The sequence below is a fragment of the Aquirufa sp. Wall-65K1 genome (assembly GCF_054558475.1).
On record NZ_JBPXKD010000003.1, the window covers coordinates 304,730 to 329,485 of the forward strand.

At 38.5% G+C, this 24,756-nt stretch carries 19 protein-coding genes; 8 read left to right on the forward strand and 11 right to left on the reverse strand.

Features of this window, described 5'->3' with window-relative positions; all coding sequences use genetic code 11:
* Nucleotide 1 precedes the first annotated feature (1 nt).
* Nucleotides 2-703, forward strand: a complete 702-nt coding sequence (locus ACST15_RS06700; RefSeq protein ID WP_459453897.1) for a WbqC family protein — start codon at nt 2-4, stop codon at nt 701-703.
* 103 nt (nt 704-806) lie between these two features.
* Complete coding sequence (locus ACST15_RS06705) at nt 807-2,735, forward strand: polysaccharide biosynthesis protein (protein WP_459453898.1); 1,929 nt, start codon at nt 807-809, stop codon at nt 2,733-2,735.
* Here the strand turns inward: ACST15_RS06705 and ACST15_RS06710 are convergent.
* A complete protein-coding gene (locus ACST15_RS06710) occupies nt 2,732-3,370 on the reverse strand; it encodes a phosphatase PAP2-related protein (protein ID WP_459453899.1) in 639 nt (212 codons plus the stop codon). The genes ACST15_RS06705 and ACST15_RS06710 overlap by 4 nt on opposite strands.
* Before the next feature lie 161 nt (nt 3,371-3,531).
* Here ACST15_RS06710 and msrA point away from each other — a divergent pair, with 161 nt between their 5' ends.
* Nucleotides 3,532-4,089 (forward strand): peptide-methionine (S)-S-oxide reductase MsrA, encoded by a 558-nt coding sequence (gene msrA, locus ACST15_RS06715; protein ID WP_459453900.1) that lies wholly within the window; start codon nt 3,532-3,534, stop codon nt 4,087-4,089.
* On the opposite strand, the gene ACST15_RS06720 is transcribed toward msrA, so the two are convergent.
* A complete protein-coding gene (locus ACST15_RS06720; protein WP_459453901.1) occupies nt 4,086-6,803 on the reverse strand; it encodes a putative LPS assembly protein LptD in 2,718 nt (905 codons plus the stop codon). The genes msrA and ACST15_RS06720 overlap by 4 nt on opposite strands.
* Before the next feature lie 162 nt (nt 6,804-6,965).
* Here ACST15_RS06720 and ACST15_RS06725 point away from each other — a divergent pair, with 162 nt between their 5' ends.
* The 4 genes from ACST15_RS06725 to ACST15_RS06740 all read left to right on the forward strand — a co-directional run bounded on the left by ACST15_RS06725 (nt 6,966) and on the right by ACST15_RS06740 (nt 12,603).
* Nucleotides 6,966-7,766: an N-acetylmuramoyl-L-alanine amidase family protein gene (locus ACST15_RS06725; RefSeq protein WP_459453902.1), complete on the forward strand. Its 801-nt coding sequence runs from the start codon at nt 6,966-6,968 to the stop codon at nt 7,764-7,766.
* Nucleotides 7,767-7,774: 8 nt separating this feature from the next.
* A complete protein-coding gene (locus tag ACST15_RS06730; protein ID WP_459453903.1) occupies nt 7,775-8,722 on the forward strand; it encodes an MlaD family protein in 948 nt (315 codons plus the stop codon).
* Between the two features lie 4 nt (nt 8,723-8,726).
* The gene (gene prmA / locus ACST15_RS06735; RefSeq protein ID WP_459453904.1) at nt 8,727-9,554 is read left to right on the forward strand and encodes a 50S ribosomal protein L11 methyltransferase; all 828 of its coding nucleotides are present in this window, start codon (nt 8,727-8,729) and stop codon (nt 9,552-9,554) included.
* A gap of 109 nt (nt 9,555-9,663) precedes the next feature.
* Complete coding sequence (locus tag ACST15_RS06740) at nt 9,664-12,603, forward strand: DEAD/DEAH box helicase (protein WP_459453905.1); 2,940 nt, start codon at nt 9,664-9,666, stop codon at nt 12,601-12,603.
* 20 nt (nt 12,604-12,623) lie between these two features.
* Here ACST15_RS06740 and ACST15_RS06745 read toward each other — a convergent pair whose 3' ends face one another.
* Nucleotides 12,624-13,286 carry a metal-dependent transcriptional regulator gene (locus ACST15_RS06745; RefSeq protein ID WP_459453906.1) on the reverse strand — a complete coding sequence of 221 codons (663 nt, stop codon included), beginning with the start codon at nt 13,284-13,286 and terminating at the stop codon, nt 12,624-12,626.
* 129 nt (nt 13,287-13,415) lie between these two features.
* Between ACST15_RS06745 and ACST15_RS06750 the strand changes: the two genes are divergently transcribed.
* On the forward strand, nt 13,416-14,738 hold the full coding sequence (locus tag ACST15_RS06750; protein ID WP_459453907.1) for an Nramp family divalent metal transporter: 1,323 nt from the start codon (nt 13,416-13,418) through the stop codon (nt 14,736-14,738).
* Here ACST15_RS06750 and ribD read toward each other — a convergent pair.
* The 8 genes from ribD to purD all read right to left on the reverse strand — a co-directional run bounded on the left by ribD (nt 14,730) and on the right by purD (nt 24,753).
* Nucleotides 14,730-15,758 (reverse strand): bifunctional diaminohydroxyphosphoribosylaminopyrimidine deaminase/5-amino-6-(5-phosphoribosylamino)uracil reductase RibD, encoded by a 1,029-nt coding sequence (gene ribD / locus ACST15_RS06755; protein ID WP_459453908.1) that lies wholly within the window; start codon nt 15,756-15,758, stop codon nt 14,730-14,732. The genes ACST15_RS06750 and ribD overlap by 9 nt on opposite strands.
* Entirely contained in the window at nt 15,751-18,855 is a 3,105-nt protein-coding gene (locus tag ACST15_RS06760; protein ID WP_459453909.1) for an efflux RND transporter permease subunit, read from the reverse strand. Before ACST15_RS06760 ends, ribD begins: the two co-directional genes overlap by 8 nt.
* A gap of 8 nt (nt 18,856-18,863) precedes the next feature.
* Entirely contained in the window at nt 18,864-19,859 is a 996-nt protein-coding gene (locus tag ACST15_RS06765) for a glycosyltransferase family 9 protein (RefSeq protein ID WP_459453910.1), read from the reverse strand.
* Between the two features lie 59 nt (nt 19,860-19,918).
* Nucleotides 19,919-21,016, reverse strand: a complete 1,098-nt coding sequence (locus ACST15_RS06770) for an efflux RND transporter periplasmic adaptor subunit (RefSeq protein ID WP_459453911.1) — start codon at nt 21,014-21,016, stop codon at nt 19,919-19,921.
* Between the two features lie 72 nt (nt 21,017-21,088).
* Nucleotides 21,089-21,571 (reverse strand): Lrp/AsnC family transcriptional regulator, encoded by a 483-nt coding sequence (locus ACST15_RS06775; RefSeq protein ID WP_223144158.1) that lies wholly within the window; start codon nt 21,569-21,571, stop codon nt 21,089-21,091.
* Between the two features lie 4 nt (nt 21,572-21,575).
* Complete coding sequence (locus ACST15_RS06780) at nt 21,576-22,061, reverse strand: gliding motility lipoprotein GldH (RefSeq protein WP_459453912.1); 486 nt, start codon at nt 22,059-22,061, stop codon at nt 21,576-21,578.
* Nucleotides 22,036-23,442, reverse strand: a complete 1,407-nt coding sequence (locus ACST15_RS06785; protein WP_459453913.1) for a PSP1 domain-containing protein — start codon at nt 23,440-23,442, stop codon at nt 22,036-22,038. The genes ACST15_RS06780 and ACST15_RS06785 overlap by 26 nt, the downstream gene beginning before the upstream one ends.
* A 24-nt stretch (nt 23,443-23,466) precedes the next feature.
* A complete protein-coding gene (gene purD, locus ACST15_RS06790) occupies nt 23,467-24,753 on the reverse strand; it encodes a phosphoribosylamine--glycine ligase (RefSeq protein WP_459453914.1) in 1,287 nt (428 codons plus the stop codon).
* Between the last annotated feature and the right edge of the window lie 3 nt (nt 24,754-24,756).

A 24,756-nucleotide genomic window follows, 5' to 3' on the forward strand; every position in this document is an offset into this window, starting at 1 on the left:
TATGTCAGTAGCCATCATGCAGCCATATTTTTTTCCGTATTTGGGCTATTTCCAATTAGTCCAAGCGGTAGATGACTTCGTCTTTTATGATGACGTGATGTTCATCAAAAAAGGTTGGATAAATCGGAATCAAATTTTAATGCAGCAACATGCTTTCTTATTTACCATTCCTTTAGAAAAACAAAGTCAAAATAAGAGTATAAGAGAATCTAGTATTGCTTGGGGGGCCGAATTCCCCAACAAATGGATTCAACAGTTGCAATCAGCCTATAAAAAAGCACCTCAATTTGTGCCTGTAATGGATTTGGTAGAATCCGTACTACACGAAAAGCCCCAAAGTATTGCTGATTTAGCGGCTTCAAGTGTAATTAAAACTTGGGAGTATTTAGGTTTAGAAAAAAGATTTCATTTTAGTTCTCAAATGGCTGTTTCTAAAGATTTAGAACGAGCAGAAAGGCTTATGGCCATTACAGATTGTTTGGGAAGTAAACAATATATCAATGCTCAAAATGGTCAGGAATTATATCAAAAAGAGCATTTTGCGGCATTAGGATTTCAATTAAATTTCCTAAAACAAGCATTACCGTCTTATTCCCAAGGAAATTCAAGTGAGTTTATCCCCGGATTATCCATGCTAGATGTTCTCATGTGGAATACACCAAGTGAGATTAAAGAGATGCTCTCTGCCTATTCATTGATTTAAAAAATGAATTTCCGTTAGATAAATTTACTTATATTTTGTTTCAAGAATTTGTAACTTTGTTACCAAGCTCTTTAAAAGTGCAAGGTGAAAGTAACAGGGTTCTATGACACAATCTTTACTCCTTAGTAAATATTCCAACACCTTTCTATCCAGATGGTTAGTATTTGCTTTTGATTTGGGGATTGTCATTTTCTCCTTTTCAGTAGCAACCTTACTTCGCATGAATTTCCGTTTAACGGATATCGATTTCAATGCTTTCAAATACCATTTTCTTTTCCTTTTTGCCTTTAGAGCACTGTCCTTTTTGTATTTCCAATCTTACACGGGTATTATCCGGCATACTAGTATAGAGGATGCCGTTATTATTTTGAAAGCGGTCTTTACGGGTACTTTCTTGGCTACCATGCTTTCTTTGGTGGTGAGGTATTACTTCAATTTAGACACGCAGTATTATGTGCCATTGTCGATATTATTGATCGATTTCTTTATCTGTTTATTCTTAATGGTTTCATTGAGATTTTGGGTAAAATCCTTCTATGAATCGTTTATTCGCGAATTTAGGCCATCTGTTGGAATCTTGATTTACGGAGCTGGATATACAGGAATGCTGACTAAAAATGTCATTCAGAATGACCGAAGTATCAATTATTCTATTTTAGGTTTTATTGATGATAATGATTCAAAAATAGGGAAGACCATTGAGGGTATTCGTGTCTATAGTTTGTCGGAGGCCATGGACAAGTTTGTGGATAAAACCGATGGGCTAGAAGTTATTATGGCGATTAATAAAATATCGCTAAAGGTTAAAAAGAGGATTACGGATGTATTTTTGGATCGTGGGGTGGTGGTTAAAATACTTCCTCCAATGGAGAAGTGGGTAGGAGGAGAGTTTGCCGTAAATCAAATTCATAATGTTAAAATTGAAGATTTATTGGGCCGAGATGTTATCCAAATGAATAACAAACAGGTCGGAGAACAATTATTTAGTAAAACTATTCTGGTTACAGGTGCCGCAGGATCTATTGGAAGTGAAATCGTAAGGCAATTAGTAGCCTATTTACCCGCTTCCATTGTATTGGTTGATCAAGCAGAATCTGGCTTGTTTGATTTAGAATTTGAATTATCGACGAGTATTCCTACCAATACCAAAATGTCTGTTTATGTAGCAGATGTGACGGATCAAAAACGAATGTCTCGCATTATTTCTGCCCATAAACCAAATTTTATTTTCCATGCAGCTGCTTACAAGCATGTTCCGCTTATGGAAAGTAATCCCTATGAGGCCGTTAGAATAAATGTTTTGGGTACAAAAATTTTATCAGAGCTAGCAGCGGAGTATCATGTGGAGCGCTTTGTGATGGTATCTACCGACAAAGCAGTGAATCCTACCAATGTGATGGGAGCGACAAAACGTTTAGCTGAAATGTATACCCAGTCCATGAATCATTTGGAAGGCGTATCTACCAAGTTCATTGCTACTCGATTTGGTAATGTTTTAGGTTCCAGTGGATCTGTGATTCCTTTATTCAAAAAGCAAATCGAAAGGGGAGGTCCAGTAACCGTCACTCATCCCGATATTACCCGCTATTTTATGACCATCCCGGAGGCCTGTGAATTGGTACTGGAGGCGGCTACCATGGGAAATGGAGGGGAGGTATTCGTTTTTGACATGGGAGATTCGGTGAAAATCATCGACCTAGCCAAAAAGATGATTACTTTAAGTGGATTACGCATTGACCGAGATATTGAGATAAAATATACGGGTTTGCGTCCAGGAGAGAAGCTTTTCGAAGAATTGTTGAATAACAATGAAAATACATTACCCACACATCACCCTAAGATTTTAATTGCCAAAGTAAATACACCTAGTTACTCTTACATGGAAATCCAATGCAATGAATTGGAACATATATTGGACCATGGCACAAGTAATCAATTGGTAGCTAAAATCAAGGATATTATACCAGAGTACAAATCAAATAACTCTGTTTTTGAGCAATTAGACAAAGTCTCGATTCGCTCTAAAGGTTAATACTTCAACCACCTTTTCACCAGGTATATTGCTCCAATCGTCACTATCGGTGCCGCTACTACATCCATGGTATAATGCACATGCTGTATTAGCAAAAGCCCCATTAATACCAAGGTTAAGCCATAGGCCCACTTTTTATCTCGCTCTTTCGGTAAAAAAAAACAAACGAAAACCATGGTAGCTGTATGGCCAGAAAAGAATAAATCTTTGGTAATGGCTAAATTCTCCCCATAGATAAAAATTTCAGCTAAGGGGTCATGTAAATCCACTAAATTTATCGGTGGATTAAGTGGAATCAGGTAGATGCAAGTGAGCCGTATTAGTGTTTCAAGATTGAAGCCCCAAGCAAACCATAAAAAGGTTTTAGGACTAGGGAAAAGCTGAAATAAAAGATAGACGACACTGCAATAAATAATGCCAAAAATAGGGTAGGAAACATTAATAGGCGGAATATTAGCTAAGATAACGTCTTGTATTAACATGCCTTCTCGGAGCTGAATCCATTGAAAATAATCATCTGCCTTCCAAGGAAAAATTAGGAAAACAAGCAGTGCCCCAATGAATTTCCAACGAAAAGCACTTTCTTCCCAAGCCTTAGACCAGTTTACTCGAACAGATTGAATATAACTTTTCATGCTTATCTTTGGTTCTATCTATAATTTAAGTCCGCAAAACTACGTTAAAAATTAAAATAATGGAGAAATTGATGAAAAATGCCTGGGTGATTCTCGGAATAGTAATAAGCTTTTCTCATTTTTCATGTGGAAACGCTACAAAAGATAAATTAAATACAAAAATGACAAAAGTAGAAACAAGTAATGCGCAATTAGAAACGATTACCTTTGGGGCCGGTTGTTTTTGGTGTGTAGAAGCGGTGTATCAACGGGTTAAAGGTGTACAGAAGGTTGTTTCTGGATACATGGGAGGTAAAATGAAAAACCCAAGCTACCGTGATGTTTGTACAGGGTTAACTGGTCATGCCGAAGTTTGCCAGCTAAGCTATGATCCAAAGATTGTTTCTTTTGAAACTTTACTTGAAATATTTTGGCAAACCCATGATCCTACGACCTTAAATAGACAAGGAGCGGATGTCGGGACTCAGTATCGTTCTGCGATTTTTTACCATACTCCTGAACAAAAAGCGGCAGCTGAACAATGGAAGCAAAATTTGAATGCCAAAAAGGTATTTCCCAATCCAATTGTAACAGAGATTGTAGCAGAAAGTACTTTTTATCCTGCTGAGGATTACCACCAAGATTATTTTAATCAGAATGGCGAGGAGCCTTATTGTAAAATTGTCATAAAGCCTAAAATGGACAAATTCCTTAAGGCTTTTAAAGATAAATTAAATTAAAATCCTCCTTTATCGTAAAAACTTCTTCTTCTAGAGATTTTTAATTCTTGAAGTAAACTTGATTTTACGCGCAAATCAAATGAATAGTTACTTGCTCTTCCGTAGAAGGGGCTAGCAATGGGCGTCCAGTTGAAATTGAGTTCCCAGCAGTGTAAATCACGGTGTACGGATACGTTGGTATAAGTTAGACCATTGTATTTAAAGTCATAACCAGAGCTAAAGGAGAACTTCCATTTTTCACTCAAGCTTAAATCTCCTTGGAAAGTTAGACCACTGATATTTTGTGATGGTGCCAATCCTGCTCGGTTCATGCTAAACTGATAACTAAATGAAAAGGACCAAGGAATATTCCAATCCACATAATCATCTCGGTTTCGATTGATTTGTTTTAGCTGTGCCTCCGTGGCATTTTTACTTACTTTTTCTCCTTGGCCTTTGGCAGGTGCAAACCTCTTTCCAATCGAAAGATTAAAGGATTGTAAACGGGCAAAGCCCTCTCCTTTGGCCACCATTAAATCCGGAGTTCTTCTACCAACCACGGCAAAAGACTGATCTGGAACGTATAAATAGGGGTCTAAATTTCCAGCAATATTGATGTCAAATTGCTTGATTCTCGAGTTAGCATTAAAGGTCAAATTAGATAAATTAAATTCTTTGGCTAGTAGATTATAGCTTCCATTAATGCCAAAATTGTCCAGTATATTGATTTTCTCGGACTCTTTTGTAGCTGTGTCAGATTTCGTTTTTAGTTTACCTTCCAAGGTGTTTTGTATACCAAAACTGATACTTCCTGAGGCTCCTCCATAACTAAGTTGCCTTGGGTCAAAGGTGCTAATTCTTCTAATATCTCCAACCTGTTCTTCACCATTCGTATTAATAAACTTTCTATTGTTGATTCGAACATCTTGAAAATATCCATAGGTAGGATCGGAATAATCTGGCGTATAACTCAAACTTACACTAGGTGCCATGGTGTGGCGAATAGCTTGCAGTCGACCTTTGGAAAAGCGCATGGTTCCGTAAACACGGGTATTCATGCTAGCTGAAAAGGATATTTGTGAGCTAAATTTCGGCAAACCACCCACCGTATCGATTCTTACGGTAGAATCTGTTGGCATATACGTGTATTTATACGAACGCGTGTACATGTTCCCAGACCAAGAAATACCTGGTGTTAGGTTAATGTAAGGATTGATTTTAATGTTGGGTAAAGACAAAGGAATGCTATAATTGAATTTAGTTTGTGCTTTTTCCAACAACAATGGTAAAGTGCTTCCATTCAAAGGAATCACCCCAGGAGGCAAATCGTCTGCATTTTTGGGTATAAATGGCTTTTGAATTATACCACGTTGGCTATTGGACTCACGGGGATATACATCAAATTCGTAACGAGTATATAAATCAGAAACTTGGTTCGTTAAACTTACTGTTCCAGAAAAGTCCATACCAATTCTAAACTGATCGATGAAGCGATCGGCAATGGCATTCTTTTTCTTAAAAGGTTGAAATTGGTTAAGACCTAAATTGAAATCTGTCCCTGCATCAAATACGCGGGTAGTCGTGTTTTGGTTGATACGTAAACTAATGCCACTTCTAAAATTTTGACCAATGGATTTGGTGTATTGCACAGATGAGCCGATGGTATTAGAAAGGTATTGCTGGGTATTAAAGGTGTTGAATTGATTGTATGAATTGGATGCTATGTTCACAGAGGCAGAGAAGCTAGAATTACCTAAACTTCTTGGACTATGAGACCACTGTAAGGCAAAGTCCGTCCGTGTGGTAGGGTTAAACTCTGAGCCAGAATTATTTCGATTTAAGGCTAAATTAAATGAACCAGTATATCGATAGCGTTTATTGTATTGGGAGTTTGCTCCTAAACCCCATCCTCCTTTGGAATAAATTTGCCCTGTGAAACGGACTCCAATATTCTCACTTGCCGCCCAGTAATAGCCCCCGTCACGCAGGTAAAAACCTCTTCCAGAAGGCTCTTCACCATAAGTCGGAATCAGAATGCCTGATTTACCTGCTTCTTTTGGCTGAGAATAGGGAAAAAATCCAAAGGGTAAACCAATGGGTAAAGGAATATCGTTAAGTTCGAAGTGAAAGGGCCCTGAGATGATTTCTTTTTTGCCTACAACCTTAATTTTACTCGCCCTAATGTTGAAATGGGGATGACTTAAGTTGCAGGTAGTATAAATGGCATTTCGGATATAAAGATTTTCCTCCTCGTCTTTTTTGACATTTTTTCCTTGAACAAAGCCTTCTCCTTGTTGGGTAACGATTCCTTTGATAACGGCTCTTTTGGATTTGAAATTATAGCGAATTTCATCGGAGTCATATTTATCGCTGCCTTGAGTAAAGACAGGAAGGCCCATCATTTTTTTAGCTGTGGAGTCATAGCTACCCTTGGCATACACCTCATTTTTAGCCCAATCCAATCGAATATACTCGGCCTCTAAACTGATATTGCCGTATTTGACTTTAGCACCTCCATACAAATTCACAATTTGTTGGTCAGCATCTAATACCGTTGAATCCACAGCAGAATAAAATACCGTTGTTTGTAAATCTTGACTCTTGCTGGCGGTATCTTTTGGGATACTTTTTTGAATAGTATCAGCGCGAACGATTCGTTGTGCATAAACCTTGGGAAGACCTATGCCGGATAAAATCGAAAAAACGAAAAGAAAATAGATGCAATTCTTTATCAAATCTGCGCTGGTTCATCGTTCAAAATACGGTTATCATCATGGGATTGCTGATAAATTCGCATGTTAATGAACGAAGGATGGAATTTAAAAATTATATTTGTCTTTGTATAAGCATACAAAATTACATCTTTGCGACTTACCTACGTCTAATTCATTAAAATAATGTTTACAGTTCTTAGAGCTTTTGTTGGTTTTGCCTTAACATGCTTGTTAATTGCTGCCATACCAAGATTACCTGAGCCTACTCGTTCTGCTAAGCGTAACTTGGCTAAAACGATTTGTCTTGATGCTGGTCATGGGGGAAAAGACCCAGGTTGTTTAGGCCCGAAAGGAGCACAAGAGGGTAAAGTGACCTTGAAAATTATTTTAGAAGTGGGGAAAAAATTAAAGACTGAATTTCCCGATCTGAAAGTGGTTTATACCCGCGACACTGATGATTTTGTTGAATTGAATGAACGGGCAAACATTGCCAATCGAAATCGCTCTGATTTATTTATTTCTGTTCATTGTAATGCGGCACCCAATAAAGCTGCTTATGGAACCGAAACCTATACCATGGGATTACATAAAACGGATGGTAACTTGAACGTAGCCAAGCGAGAAAACTCCGTTATTTTGCAAGAGAAAGATTATCAAACAACCTATAATGGCTTTGATCCTAATTCTCCACTTGCTCATATTATGATGGCCAATTACCAAAGTGCCTTTATGGCATCTTCCGTTAAATTTGCCTCCAAAGTAGAAGAGCAATTTGCCAAAGTTTACAATAGAAAGAGCTTTGGTGTGAAGCAAGCTGGCTTTTTAGTTATTTGGAGAACAGCCATGCCCAGTGTTTTGATTGAAACAGGATTTTTAACTAACCCGGAAGAAGAAGGTTATTTGAATTCGGAAAAGGGACAATCAGAAGTAGCAGATGCCATAGTAGGCGCATTTAAAAAGTATAAGGAAGAAATCGAAAAATAGATTCTGACATGTTTCAAAGTAATGAATTAAAAGTTGGGTTTTTGGCCTTAATAGCCTTTTTAATCCTGTATTTTGGCTTTAATTTTCTGAAGGGAAATGATGTTTTTTCTTCGTCTAGGATCTATTATATAGAATATGACAATGTAGATGGATTAATGGTTTCCAATCAAGTAATGGTGAACGGTATTGAAGTTGGAAAGGTCAAATCCGTCACTTTGCAGCCCGAAAAAGGGAATAAAATTTTAGTAACGCTTCGTTTAGCCAAAGATTTAGTCATTCCCGATAAAACAGAAGCTATTTTAATGGATGGAGCCCTCTTGGGGGGTAAAATCATTCGTTTGGAATTTGCAGGTAAAGGGGCCCTAGCGGAGGAATCATTCATTCCGGGATCTTTGGAGAAAGGAGTTACCTCACTTTTGAAGGAAAGGGCTATTCCTGTAATTGAAAATGCCGACTCCTTGTTGATTTCTTTCCGACAAATCAGTAAGAAATTTGAACATACGGGCTCTTATTTAAATGAATTAATTAAAAGCTCTAACAGCACCGTTAAGGGTATCAATGGTTCTGTCAACGGGATGGTAGAGGAAAATCGGAATAATGTTGCACAGATTTCTGCGAACATGAAGATTTTATCTCAAAGTCTCATCGAAACGGAAAAACAGCTAAAACCTATTTTAGTCAAATTCAATACCGTGGCAGATTCACTTCAAGCCTTACAAGTGGGAAGAACACTACATGAGGCTAATTTAGCTGTAGCATCTATACAGCGTATCGTTTCTGGCTTGGAAAAGGGCCAAGGTACTGCTGGGAAGTTTTTAAAGAATGATAGTCTGTATGTAGGTCTAAACAAGACTTTATTGGATTTAGATAAATTATTGATTGACTTTCGCTTGAAACCTAAGCGTTATGTCAATATTTCCGTTTTTGGAAAGAAAGATACCCCTCCAAGTAATTAATAATATGGCAACCATTCAAGCGCGAATTTCAGCATCTGCTGAATTGAGGGATATCTTATTGGCCGAATTAGGTGAAATAGGATTTGATATATTTGAAGATACAGAAGAAGGTTTTTTTGCCTATTGTCCTGAAGCACTATTTCATGAAGAAGAATTTCAAGAATTAATTTCTCGCTATCAAGCCATCGGGCCCATAGAGGTGGAAATGGGACGCATTGAAAAGCAAAATTGGAATCATGTATGGGAAAGTAATTATGATCCCATTCGAATTTCTAATTTACTTTTCATTCGGGCTAGTTTCCATGAATCAGAGCCAGGCTATCAAATGGAACTTGTGATTAATCCCAAGATGTCGTTTGGAACGGGTCATCATGAAACCACGAGTTTAATGGTGGAGGCTTTATTTACGCTGGATTTGGAGGGTAAATCTGTTTTAGATGCAGGAACGGGAACAGGGATATTGGCTTTTGTGGCTAGGAAATTAGGAGCTGAGCCAGTTAATGGATTTGATGTGGATGAATGGTCTGTTGAAAATTCCATTGAAAATGCTTCCTTGAACGGATTGAATGATATTCGCTTTGATTTGGGAACAATTCGTGACCAATCTCCCGAGCCCTATGATGTTCTTTTAGCAAATATTAATCGTAATATTCTCCTGGATGAAATGTCAGAATATGCCTTGAGAATTAAATCGGGAGGTCATTTACTTTTAAGCGGTTTCTACCAAGAGGATGTTCTTTTATTATTACAGGAGGCTTCTGAAGCAGGGCTTTCCTTTATCTCTGAAAGGGAGAAGAATCGCTGGACCTGCTTGCACTTGAGAAAGCTTTAATTTTGTAGTTTTCTAATATTAGCCTATATTTTTTCGGTATTTCGTTTAAAAACCTTATTTTTGAAGGTTTTACTCTAAGAACTCGTGCATTCGAGTGCTTTACTAGTACATGAAGATTTCACCCAGTAAGCCTTTTCAGGTAATGTATTCCTTATTATCCCATGAATGCCTCGGCTATTTGTTCGAGGTCTTTGTGGTGCAGTTAAATGAGAAATCTCAATTAACCTGGGAATATCAAACCTTAACTACCCGTAACTTTCATGAATTTGCTCATGGCTTAGATGAGCGTGATGAGCAAGCTGTGAAGTTAATCGAGGGGATGAAGCCCGCTGCTATTTTTGAAAAATTTAATACTTCCAAACGTAAAACGATGGAAGAATTTTATTTAAAAACGTTTGATGCAGAAAAGGGGGAGAAGGAAATTCAGGAAGCGGTATTGAGTGTGGTTGAGAAAAAACGAGGTCAGGTTTTCGAACTGATTTGCCCAGATAAAACCTTATTCATTATGGGCAATGATGGTAATCCCATGCGTCAGCATGTTCAGATTCAGCCAGAGCCGGTAGAAGTTTTATTCCATTTTATGAGGAATGAGGAAAACACACACTATTTCCCAACCTTAAAATATGCTGGCAATAAATTAGAATTTCAATATAAAGACGCCATGGTGCTTTGTGATGAGCCAGCATGGATGCTATTGAATCAAAAGTTATACCATTTTAAACCTGCATTAGAAGGTAAAAAGCTACGCCCATTCTTGAATAAGAAGTTTGTCGTGATTCCTAAAAACATGGAGGAAGATTACTTCCGAAAGTTTGTAAAAGCGATGGTAGCCAGGTATCCCGTACACGCTAAAGGGTTTGAGATATTTAATACCGAGAAAAATTGTCAGTATTTGCTCTCTTATGGGCCAGTGGTTAATAAAGTAGAAGAGGAAAAGGTCCCAAGTAAAAAATCTGCTGCCTTGGAAGCTGCTGATCGCTGGAATTTTGTTTTGTCATTTCAATATGGAAATAATCGTTTTCCATGGGACGGATTAGGTTCGGAAGCTAATGTCCTGTTTGAGAAAAAGGGAGATAGTTACGCATTTCAAAAAATCATGCGCTCTTTAACGAAAGAAAAAAGAGCGTATCAACAATTGAAGTCTTTGGGCTTGCAAATTGAAGTAGATGGGAAAGCCATGCTTTCTAGGGGAGAGGCTGTTCAATGGTTGACCTTAAATAAGGCCGCTCTGGATCAGGCAGGATTTAGTGTTCAGTTTAAAGGCGATGGCCAAGCACCTCGCTATTTCTTAGGCAAGCCAGAAATAAAGATTAGAATCGGAGAAAAACTAGATTGGTTTGATATTCAAGCGATAATTTCATTTGGGGAATTCCAAATACCCTTTTTGAAGATTCGTCAATTGATATTACAGAAAAAGAAAGAATTTCATTTACCGGATGGATCCATTGCCATTATACCAGATAATTGGTTCCACGACTACCAAGACCTTTTCTACTTTTCGGAGACTCGACCTGGGGAAGATGGGGTTTATTTGAAAAGGCAACATTTTCAGTTGGTACAAGAATGGGAAAATCAAGATTTGGTCAAAACGGCTTTGCGCAGTAAGACCATAACGGATTTGGCATTAGAGACCAAAGAATTTCCAGTTCCCAAACAATTTAAAGGTACCCTACGACCTTACCAGATGGATGGTTACCGTTGGATGCGGACGCGCCAAGCAGCGGGCCTCGGAGCCTGCCTAGCAGACGATATGGGTCTAGGTAAGACTGTGCAGACCTTGTGTTTATTGCAGAGCTTAAAAGAGCAAGGAGAAACGCTTCCTAGTTTATTAGTCATGCCTACTTCCTTGCTATACAACTGGGAAATGGAGGCTAAGAAATTTACGCCTCAACTGAGGGTGTTGGTTTACAGCGGTCCTCAAAGAGAAAAGCTGCAAGCCCAATTAGGCAAGGTGGATTTGATACTTTGTTCTTTTGGTATGGTTCGCTCTGATATTGATTGGTTCGAGAAGCAATCCTTCAGTTATGTGATTTTGGATGAATCACAGGCCATCAAAAACCCATTGGCCAATATCACCAAAGCGGTTCAGAAACTTTCAGCTAAATACCGTCTGGTGATGACGGGGACTCCATTGGAAAATTCAACCATGGACTTATGGTCACAAATGAATTTTGTGAATCCTGGCCTTTTGGGAACGCAACGATATTTTAAGGACTTATTTCAAGTGCCGATTGAAAAGAAAGCGGATGCTGAAAAGAAAAAACGCCTTTATTTTTTAATTAAGCCTTATTTATTACGAAGGGAAAAACGACAAGTTGCGGCGGATTTACCTGCTAAAATGGAATCGGTTACCTATTGTGTGATGTCCGAAGAGCAGGAACGCTTATACGATAAAACTAAGTCCTTTTATCGTGACGTGTTATTGAAACAAATCAAAGATGAAGGTTTACAAAAATCAAGATTTTCTGTTTTACAAGGATTGACAAAATTACGTCAATTGGCCAATCACCCATCCCTATGCGAGGAAGGCTATCAAGGTGATTCAGGAAAAATGGAAGCCGTTTTGGAGAAATTAGAAACTGTATTAGAGCAGCATCATAAGGTATTGATTTTCAGTCAATTTGTTCAGCATTTGGCATTGATCAAAAAAGCCTTGGATGAGAGAAATATAAAATATGCCTACCTTGATGGAAGTACTTCGGATAGAAAGGGGCAAGTAGAGAGCTTTCAAAAAGTAGACGGACAATCCGTATTCTTGATTTCTTTAAAAGCAGGTGGAGTAGGATTAAATTTAACGGCAGCTGATTATGTCTTCTTACTTGATCCTTGGTGGAATCCTGCAGCCGAGGCCCAAGCCATCGACCGTGCCCATCGAATTGGGCAGGTTAAGACGGTATTTACGTATAAGTTTATCTCAAAACAAACCGTAGAGGAAAAGATTCTTGCGCTCCAACAACGAAAATTAGACCTGGCCAATGATTTGGTGACTTCTGATGAAGGTATACTTCGCAATCTAAGCGAAGATGAGGTTTTGGATTTATTGAGTTAAAAATCCGTGCTCAATTTTGGCTAAGCCATTTTAATCAAAATATTTTTGGCAACTTCGTGGCTAATGAAAACGGGCCCCGATTCATTGATTGATACGGATATTGACCTATCAAATGGATTGATTTCTTTGACGATGAGCTTGGCTCCCAGGCTTAAATGCAGGCGCGTTAATAATTGAAGAAAAACAGCGGAATCCTTGGCAACACCCATCAAAACACAAGCTTTGTTTTCCTTTAAATCTGAAAGATGCATGTAACCTAATTCGGGAAGAATACCTTCCTTATTAGGTATCGGGTCACCATGTGGGTCAGTCTTTGGAAAATCTAAAAACTCGTCTAATTTATTGATTAATGCCTCTGATTCAATATGCTCTAATTGCTCTGCGATTTCATGTACCTCATCCCAATTGAATCCCATTTTTTCTACCAAAAAAACCTCCCATAAACGATGTTTCCTAACGATGGATAAGGCTATTTTTTCTCCTTCCTCCGTGAGTCTCACACCTTGGTATTTTTGATAGTTTACCCAACCTTTTTCAGCTAATTTTCTTAGCATATCGGTCACAGAGGCAGCCTTGGTTTGGGTTAATTCAGCCACAGCATTGGTCGAAATGTCTTCTAAAGTCGATTCTGACAATCGATAAATAATCTTTAGGTAATTTTCTTCCGCGAATGATGTTGCCATTTTTTTGATTTAAGCCAATATAAAAGTACACAAAATGAAACATAAAATAAATTTTTAGTCTTGACTAAAAAATATTTTTGTTTGCTCGTAATTCTTATCTATATTTGTTCGTAATCAAACTATTCATCTATGTCAAACGCTTGGCGGTCAGAAGGTAAGACGCGGTCATTAAGTGAGGTATACGGAAGTATTCCCATTCACTCTGGCCCCGGCTTCTGGAAAAATTTGCGAGCATTTATTGGCCCTGGATTTATGGTGGCAGTAGGATATATGGATCCGGGGAACTGGGCTACTGATTTAGCGGGAGGTTCTCAATTCGGTTATACGCTATTGTCGGTTATTTTTATTTCTAGTCTATTCGCCATTGTATTACAGCATTTGGCTTTAAAACTAGGAGTGTCTACAGGTCGTGATTTAGCTCAGGCTTGTGGAGAAGCTTTTTCAAAGCCTGTAGCCATATTTCTATGGGTACTCTGCGAATTAGCGATTGTAGCTTGCGATTTAGCTGAAGTAATTGGGTCAGCTCTTGCGTTAAATTTGCTTTTTGACATTCCAATTCTGTATGGTATACTCATTACCATATTAGATGTGTTCTTAATTCTATACTTCCAGCACCGTGGCTTCAGGGTGCTGGAATCTATTGTCATGTCTTTATTAGCCGTGATTTCTCTTTGTTTTGGATATGAATTGCTACTTTCACAGCCAGATATATCGAGTGTAATGAAAGGGCTTATTCCGCAAGCTTCTATATTTCAGGATTCTAGTCAGCTATATGTGGCCATTGGTATTTTAGGGGCAACCGTAATGCCGCATAATCTTTACTTACATTCCAGTATTGTACAGACAAGGGCCTTTGCACATACAGAATCAGATAAGACCAAGGCAATCAAATTCGCTACGATTGATTCTACCCTTTCATTGGGCTTGGCCTTTTTTATTAATGCAGGAATTTTAATTTTAGCGGCATCAGCTTTTCATATCAATGGTATGCCGCATGTCGCTGATATACGGGATGCTTATCAATTACTTGATCCGGTACTGGGAAGTCAATGGGCATCTGCCTTATTTGCCATAGCTTTATTAGCATCAGGTCAAAATGCAACCTTGACGGGTACATTAGCTGGTCAAATTGTCATGGAAGGTTTTATCGATTTAAAGTTAGCACCTTGGCTGCGGCGATTAATCACCCGCATGTTGGCTATATTACCTGCCTTTTTTATCACGTGGATTTGGGGAGATAGCAAGATTGGTGAATTATTGGTCTTTTCTCAAGTAGTCCTTTCGATGCAGCTAAGTTTTGCGGTAATACCTCTGGTTTGGTTCACCAGTGATAAAGCAAAAATGGGGAAATTTGTAAATCCTAAGTGGTTAACGATACTTTCTTGGTTAATTAGTGCAGTGATTTTAGGCCTGAATGCCTATTTATTGTTGCAAATATTTGGTCTAGCCTAAATCAGCTTGATACCACACATTATCTTCTCCTATTTTTCTGCCATTCCCCCATGTTAGCTTATAATTTGGTGCTGGAATACCTTTCCCAAGTAAGATATTTTTCTCTTGCTTCCAAACTTCATCTACCAAGCCACTTTGCAGAAAAGCCATTAAGGTCTTTGTGCCCCCTTCTACTAAAATAGAAATTAACCCTTTTGCATAAGCTATGTTTAATATATCCTTTATTTGATAGTTTTCTCCTAGAGCAAACCATTGATAAGGTCCATCATCTACTTGAACATCTTGTGTAAAAATCCAAGTTGGCTGACCATCTTGTAAGACTTGACTATTTTTAGGAATACGATTATGGGGATCTAAAACGATGCGAATGGGATTATTGCCTGTCCATAAGCGGACATTTAATTGGGGATTATCTTGAATGATGGTATTTACTCCAACCAATATACCTTGGTGTTGAGTACGCATTTGATGTACTAAGGTCTGGCTTGGCTTATTTGAAAAAGTAACAGGTTTTCCATTTTCCTGGGCAATAAACCCGTCTAAAGAGGACGCCCATTTTAAGGTGATATAAGGCCGTTTTTTTTGGTGAAAAGTAAAAAAGTGACGATTGATAATTCCACCTTTTTCTTCTAAAATACCTTGTTCAACTTGAATTCCGGCTGCTTTTAATTTTTCGATTCCTTTTCCTGCAACTAGCGGGTTGGGGTCTAAATTACAAATGAAAACCTCCTTGACTTTTGACTTGATTAATAAATCTGCACATGGAGGAGTTTTACCTGTATGAGAGCATGGCTCTAAGCTAACGTACACCGATGCACCTTGCGCATCTTCTTGATGTGCCAAGGATTGTATGGCATTAACTTCTGCATGCGCTTGACCGTATGCCTGATGCCATCCTTCTCCTATGATTTGGTCATTTTTAATAATGACACAACCCACTAAAGGATTTGGAGCAACACGCCCTGCTCCCAAAAGGGATAAATCCAGGGCACGTTGCATCCAAACCTCGTGTTTATTCATGGCCTACCAAAGAAGGGCTTTCTTCTTTTTCTCCTTGGTGTTTTAGATTACTAGACATGTAGCTATAAATAGCTGGAATAATGTACAAGGTTAAGGTAGTAGAAAATAACATACCACCTACTACGGCAATACCCATAGAAACACGGCTTTGAGAACCAGATCCTAAGGCAAGGGCAATAGGTAAAATACCTAAAATGGTACAAAGTGAGGTCATTAAAATAGGTCTGAAACGTGCTATGGCAGCCTCTTGAACGGCTAGCATTTTATTTGAGCCAGCTTCTTTTCTTTGGTTGGCAAACTCCACAATCAAAATACCATTTTTGGTAACCAAACCGATGAGAACAATGATACCAATTTGAGAGAAAATATTCAGAGTTTGGCTAAAATCCCATAAGGTCAATAATGCTCCTGCTACTGCCAATGGCACGGTAAACAAGATAATAAGAGGATCCACAAAGCTTTCAAACTGCGCCGAAAGAATTAGATATATCAATAAAATCGCAAGGGCAAAAGCAAATAATAAAGAAGAACTAGACTCTTTAAACTCTTTACTTTGTCCATCATAAGCCGTTGAGAAAGATACATCCAATGTCTCTTTTGCTATTTTATCCATTTCATTTAAGGCTTCTCCTAAAGTTACTCCTTTGGCCATTTGGGCCTGTACGGTAGCTGCTACATATCGGTTATAACGGTATAGCTGCGGTGGTGTACTTTGTTCGGTGATTTTGACTAAGTTATCTAATTGAATCAAATCTCCTCGGTTATTTTTTACATACAGTGATTTTAGATCGCTTACGTCATTTCGTTGAGGTCTATCAATTTGACCAATTACCTGATACTGCTTTCCATCCATGATGAAATAGCCAAATCTACGACCTGAAAGTCCAAGCTGTAAGGTTTGAGCAATGTCTTGAATGGCAATACCTAGGTTTTGAGCCTTAGCACGATCTATTTCAATACGTAACTCCGGTTTCGTGAATTTCAAATTGACGTCAGATGTTTCGAATTTTGGATTATCACGTACTTTCGCCAAGAATTGAGGCATGATTTTTTTCAAACTCTCAAAATTAGGTGCTTGAACTACGAAGGCAATGGGTAAGCCTCCACCACCACGTTGTCCAGTAGAAAGGGTAGGCTCTTGAATCAGGTTAGACCTAGCGCCAGTAAATTTCTTGATTTTAGGTGATAATTCATCCGCAATTTCTTGTTGCGTTCTTCTCTTTTCTGGATCACCTAAAAGTATACGGAAACTACCCGTATTGGCTGCTCCATTTCCAAAAGGTGGCGAGGTAATGGCATAAATAGCATAACGTTCTTTAGCAGGGATAGTCTCCATTAAAAACTTAGCCATTTTGTCGGTATAGTTTAACATATAGTCAAAAGTGGCTCCTTCTGGGGCGGTAGAACTAATTCTCAGAGCGCCGCGATCTTCCAATGGGGCTAATTCTGAAGGAATGGCTTCGTATTTAAATAGGGTATAAATGATACCAAACAAAGAGAACATAATCACCCATGCAATCCAGCGGATTTTCAAGAAAGATTCTAAGGATCCTTGGTAAGCGGCAGTTAACCAAACAAAAAATGGCTCTGTAACTCGGTAAAACCAAGGTTTATGATGTCCGCCTTTCAATAATTTAGAACTTAACATCGGGGTTAGTGTCAGGGATACAAAGGCTGAAATAATAACAGATCCTGCTACCACAATACCAAATTCACGGAATAAACGACCAGTAATACCTTGTAAGAAAATAACGGGTAGGAATACAGCAGCTAAGGTGATGGTCGTGGAAATAACAGCGAAATAAATCTCTTTGGAGCCTTCTAGGGCTGCTTTCCAAGGCGTCATGCCATCTTCTATCTTGGAATAAATATTTTCTAATACAACAATGGCATCATCTACTACTAGTCCAATGGATAATACAATTCCCAATAAGGTTAATACATTGACCGAGAACCCGACTAGGTACATAAAGAAAAATACACCAATTAAACTGACAGGAATGGCCGTAAGTGGAATCAAGGTTGATCGCCAATCGCGCAGGAATAAGAAGATAATGATGGTTACCAATAAAATGGCTGTTAAGATAGTCTCCTCTACCTCTACCAATGATTTACGTACGTATTTCGTATTATCGAATCCTTCTTTTAATTCAACGTCTGGTGGTAATGTTTGACGAATTTGAGGTAGTTTTCTATTGATGGCATCCACAATTTCAATTTGATTTGATCCAGGTTGAGGAATTACCGCAATTGAAATCATAGGTGTCATATCACGTTTGAAGAATGTCTTATCATTTTCAGGGGATAATTCGGCAAAGCCTACATCAGAAAATTTAACGGAACGGCCATCTTGTTCTTTAATAATCAAATTGTTAAAGTCTTCCACCGTAGTCATTCTTCCTTGAGTTCTTACTGTTAATTCAGTATTCGCACCTTCAATACTTCCTGAAGGCAACTCGATATTTTGTTTACTTAAAGCTGAAACGATATCAGGGGCTGTTAAGCGGAAGGAAGCCAAACGTTCAGGGTCAATATGCATACGCATGGCATATTTCTTCTCACCCCACATTTGTACCGAACTAACGCCTGGAATAGTTTGAAACTTTTCTTTTACATTTCTGGTGGCTAATTCATTCAATTCCAATAAACCTCTCGTTTTGGAGAAGATATTAATGTTATAGATTGGGTTCGCATCGGCATCCGCTTTGGCTACTACTGGAGGGTCCACATCTTTTGGCAAAAGAGACATGGCTCTCGATACACGGTCACGAACGTCATTGGCGGCATCTTCAATATTTACGGCCAAATCAAATTCTACCGTTATGCTGGAGCGCCCATCGCGACTTGAGCTGGCTAAGGTTCTAACCCCAGCAATACCATTGATGGATTCTTCTAGAGGTTCAGTAATCTGAGATTCAATAATGTCTGCATTGGCTCCCGTGTAGGAAGTCTGAACAGTTACCACCGGAGGGTCCACAGAAGGGAACTCACGAACACCTAAATATGTATATCCAATGATTCCAAACACAATGATGGTGATGGACATTACAATGGATAATACCGGTCGTTTAATGCTGGTTTCTGATAGAGAGGCCATAATTTATATTAGTTATGATTTGGTATTTCTTGAGTGATATGATGTAATTCTATGCTCTGCTGAAGCCTATTCCAAACTTCCTCAAAACTTAATTGCTTTGCTGGTCCTTGTTCATTGTATACCAGATTAGCCAAGGTATTTTGCTGATATGCCCCTGAATAGGACATGTATTTCTTAAAGTCGGCAAACTCTCCCAACATAACCAAGGCAGGAATTTGGAATGCGTTGGCACAGTGGGTTGGACCAGAGTCAATACCAATAAAAAAGCTCGCAGATTTAATTAAAAATAAACTATCCTCTACACTGGTTTTCCCAACCAAGGAAAGGAATTTTGGATGTTCAAAATCAAGGCCCTGACTTGTCCCAATTTCTACTATATTAACATCCCATTCCTGAATAGCTGCTTGAATGAGTTTTAACCAATTTTGATCAGTCCACTCCCGACATGGGTCATTGGAAATGCGATGAATAAGCCAATATTTTCCTTCAAATGGGAGATTGAATTTTTTGTTGGGCAAATAAATGGTGGGCTGGCCTTTTATTAAACCTAATCTGGCTAGCTGGGAGAAATTCTCTAATAAATTATGCTTGGAATAATAATTATGAATGTTAATACCCAGCTTAGTTGCCGTGTCATTCTCTAAAGGAATATGAAAGAAAGGATCTTTTCGTAATTCGTTTAAGTGAAGATTAAAAAAATGATGGAAAGGATTCCACTTCGTTAAGAAGTAGCTACTCAGCATATTTTCTTCCGACACCAAGCGGAATATATCCGGATGCTGTTCTAACAGAGGTCTAAAATGCTTTTGAATAATCCACACAAGTTTGGCTTGAGGATATTTCTTTAACAAAGCGGGAATGATAGGTTCAGATGCGACAATATCACCCAAGTGCTGAGCCAATAAAACGCCTAGTATGGGTCTTGAAGGATGTAGGATGCGCTGGAACATGACCCAAGTACATAGCTGTATATAGGCCTTTAAACCCGCAAATAAGTATCCCATTTTGCGAAATTTATATTGCCAAAGAGCTGTACTTAGGTAAATGCTGGGCATCTTTTGTCTTATTGAACGACTTCTTTAATATCCACTTCACCGTCTGGTTTAACTTGGATGATACCATTGGTAATTAAGGTGTCTCCAATAGAAAGTCCCGATAAAATTTCCACGTTTCTCTCTCCACGTGTACCCAATTCTACTTTGGTAGAAACGGCCTTGCCATTTTTTACCACATAAACTTTGCTCCCCTTTGATTCAGGAACAACGGCTTCAGTGGGTACTAAAATAGCTGAACCTTTGGTTTTTAAAATTAGGTTAACCTTCGCAAATGCACCTGGAACTAAAACACCACCAGGGTTTGGTGATAAGGCTCTAATTTGAAGTGTACGCGTCAAAGGGTCTATTTTAGGGTCAATCGCATATACTTTACCAGCATAGGTTTTTGATTCATTTTCCGTGATAAATTCAATGGTATTTCCTTTACGAATTTGAGAAGCATATTTGGCTGGAATTGAAAATTCAATTTTAGCTGGATTCGTATTAGTTAATGTAGCAATTCTAGTGGTTGGGGAAATATAACTTCCCATACTTACATAGCGAAAACCAATGGTTCCAGAGAAAGGAGCACGGATGGTTGTCTTTAAAATCTGTGCTTTTAAATCTTCAATGTCAGCCGAAATGGTATTAACCGAGTTTACGGCAATATCATATTCCCTTTGTGAGATCGCTTCTTTTTGAAGTAAGACCTTTTGGCGAGCCTCATTATCTTCAGCTAATTTTTTATTGTAGCCTAGTTTTTTCAAACGTGCTTGTAAATCATCATCATTGATATGTAAAAGAATAATTCCTTTTTGAACCACATCTCCTTCTTTGATATTTAACTGATTAATTCTTCCTGCAATCTCTGAACGGATTTCAACCTCTTCATTGGGAAGAATACTACCTGTGGAATTGATCATGTCGTCTAGTCGAGTTGCTTTAACGACCATAACCACAACGGTAGTTTTACCACCTTTACCACCTCCAGGGCCACCTTTACCTTTTTCTTTACCTTCTTCCTTCTTTTCAGCAAAAAAAGTCTTTTTTACCTTGGGGTAAAAGGCGATGCCTAATATCAAAACGATTACTAATAGGCTGACGATTGTTTTTGTAATCTTGTTCATAAGGTCAATTCAAACGATGTTAATTATTCAAGTTAGGTAATTTTATTGGTGCATCTACCCCAATTTATAGGTTTATCTAGTTTTTTCTTGATTTAACCAAGGTAAAATGCTTTCATTTTGTATTTGATTCATCACAAAGTGGCTTTGGGCGTTACCAATATTTTTGATGCTCGCCAGTTTATGCAAGATAAAATCACGGTATTCATCCATGTCTGCCACCACAATTTTAAGTAGAAAGTCGCTATGCCCTGAAACGCAGTAACATTCTTGCACCTCTAATAGATTCATCACATCCTCTTCAAATTGTTTTAGATATTCTGCTGCATGTTCTTTTAAAGAAATATCACAAAATACGGTTAATGATTTACCTAATTTATTGGGATTGATGGTGGCTTTATATCCTGTGATCACTCCATCTTTTTCCATGCGCTTGATACGCTCGTGGATAGGAGTAGGGCTCATGCCTAGTCGCTGTGCCATGTCTTTATTGGACATGTAGGCATCTTCATGTAAAAAGGCTAGAATTTGTTTATCAATATCATCAATCTTAGACATGTGACTATGGATTAGGGACTAAGGATGCACCGATAGAAATAATACCAGCTAAGGTATCTGTTCGCATGTCATGCGATAAGGACAAGTTGTATTTCCCCTTTTTAGGGAATTTTAATTGCTTAAAAATCAAAAATTTATGGCTGTAGATATCCCCAAGGCCTTCCCCTTTGGCTTTTCCTGATTTTGGATCATATAAAATGGCCTCAGCCAATGCTTGTTTAATTACTTTGCCGTCGGAGCTTATTAGCTTGGGAACAAAATAAAAATTGTTGAAAGGATAATCATTCGATTGACGTAAAGCCATATACAAGTTATACGTTTGATCCAAGTTTTTAATTTCAAATGGGTAAACAACCTGATTTTTTTGTGACCAGCCTTGCTCTCCCATTTTGCTAGTTTGGTCAAATACTTGATCTCCCTGACATGCGATTAAAATGCTCAAGGGAAAAAGTAACAGAAAGAATTTAAGCAGTGGGCGTCTCAGGGCCATTTCTAGGTGGTCTGGGTTTAAATTTCTTTTTGAATTTCTTTTTAAATGGCTTTGGAGTAGCCTCACCTGTATTTTCTCCTCCCTCAGGGGTATTGACCACTGGAGGTTTTACGCTGTTTTCTGGGCGAACTTTAGGGCCTTCCTGTTTATTTTGTGGTTTATTTGGATTGTTATTTCCCGGTCCTTTATTTCCTTTTTGGAAATTATTTCGGGCTTTTTGCTCTCCATTATTTCTTCGCTGATTTTCTGAACGAGGTCCGCTTGGTTTCCCTTTGCCATATTTTTTGTCCATTCTTTCCAAATCGGAATTTAATTCAGACAATTTAGGCTTTTCTACCTCTGGTACATCTGGGTCCAGATTTTCAAATGAATCAGGAATTATGCCTTTTTTATTTAGGTCAATGATTTCCTTAACACGATCACAGGTCACAGGTATCCAAATGGATTCCTCCCCAGCGAAGCCAAACCACATCATTCGTTTAAAGATGTCTGTTTTTTGTAAAATAGCATCTCCACGCTTGGTTTTTAAGCGGCCTTCTATGGTCGGGATTTCCTTCAAGGCATCCATGTAGGTCTCTAATTCATAATTAAGACAGCATTTTAAGCGACCACACTGGCCACTTAGCTTCACAGGATTCAAGGAAAGGTTTTGATATCTAGCCGCCGAAGTGGTAACATTTTTAAAGTCAGTCAACCAAGTAGAGCAGCATAATTCTCTACCACAAACGCCAATTCCACCTAATCTGCCGGCCTCTTGACGAAGGGAAATCTGTTTCATTTCCACCCTGATTTTGAATTCGTTCGCCAATAATTTGATTAACTCTCTAAAATCAACACGGTCGTCAGAAGAGTAATAAAATACGGCTTTAGTACCATCAGAAAGAAACTCAACATCTGAAAGTTTCATGTTCAACTTCAAATCACCAATGATTTGTCGGGTACGATATAGGGTAGGTAAATCTCTTTCTAAAGAATTACGATGTTTTTCTTCATCTTTTTCAGTAGCTATGCGAAGGATGTCTTTGAGTTTATCGTCGTCTTTAATCCCCTTTTTTAATAATTGCAAGCGTACTAGTTCACCTTGTAGGGAAACTACACCCAGCTGTACACCGCTAGATGAATCTACCATGACAGAGTCTCCGGTATGTAAAGCTAATTGATTGGGATTGCGAAAATATTCTTTTCTTCCTGCTTTGAATTTTACTTCAACTACATGATAACGCTGAAATTGAGGCACATCCAAGTCGGACAGCCAGTCAAAAACGTTCATTTTATTGCAAGCACCAGTACCACAACTTCCATTGCTTTGGCAGCCAGAAACTGCTCCTTCTGCTGATGCCTTGGATCCACATGATCCAGTTGAACACGATTTACATGCCATAAGTATATGTGTCAATCGGTCTCCTTACGACTTATATCGTAATACATCGAGACCAATATCTCGTCTAAAGTTTTTACCTTCAAATTGGATGGTTTGAGCCGCCTTTTGAGATTTTTGGATGGCTCTTTCCAAGGTATTTGAAGTGCCGGTTAAGGCCATTACCCGGCCTCCCGAGGTAACAATTTGTCCGTCTTGCTCACGGGTCCCAGCATGAAATACTAGGGCTTCTTCTACTTTCTCTATGCCGGTCATGATGTCTCCTTTTCGATAATCTTCAGGATAACCACCCGCTACCACCATGGTAGTCACAGCATATTGGTTAGAAATTTGTAAACTTTCGTCTTTTAATTTCCCTTGAGCAGCCGCAAGAAGCAAAGATAAGAAATCTGATTCGATTCTTGGCAATACTACTTCTGTTTCAGGGTCTCCCATACGGGCATTGTATTCAATCACATAAGGTTCTCCTTCATGATTCATTAAACCAATGAAGATGAAACCTTGATAGGGTATGTTATCTGATTTAAGTCCTTGTATGGTTGGTTCAATGACTTTTTGCTTAACTAATTCCATGAACCTTTCCGTAGCGAAGGGGACAGGTGAAACGGCTCCCATACCGCCAGTATTCAAGCCTTCATCATTTTCTCCAATTCGCTTATAATCTTTAGCCTCAGGTAATACCACGTAGTTTTCACCATCAGTTAATACAAAAACGGATAGCTCAATCCCTCTCAAAAACTGTTCAATAACAACTTTAGAGCTGGCTTCTCCGAACTTGGCATCATAGATCATTTCTTTGAAAGCTTTTTCTGCTTCTGCATGACTTTGAGCAATGATTACTCCTTTACCTGCCGCAAGACCATCTGCTTTTAATACGATAGGAAGCGACTGTGTGGCTAAATAGGCAAGGCCTTCTTCTCCATTATCTTTGGTAAATGTTTTGGATGCGGCTGTAGGAACACCATGAGCCTTCATGAAGTTCTTTGAGAAATCCTTACTTCCCTCCAATTGGGCACCTAAAGCCCCTGGCCCAACGATTCCCACATGTTGTAAATCTTCTTGAGATTCAATAAAATCACGAACTCCTTTAACTAGGGGTTCTTCTGGACCCACAATAACTAATTCAATTTGATAAGTTCTAATGGCATCCACAATCGCTGAAAAATCAGCATAACCAAATGGCAAATTAATGCCTAATTGGGCTGTTCCAGGATTTCCTGGAGCTATGTATAATTGACTTAATAAAGGACTTTGGGATATTTTCCAGGCAAATGCATGTTCTCGTCCTCCGGATCCCAAAAGTAATACATTCATAAT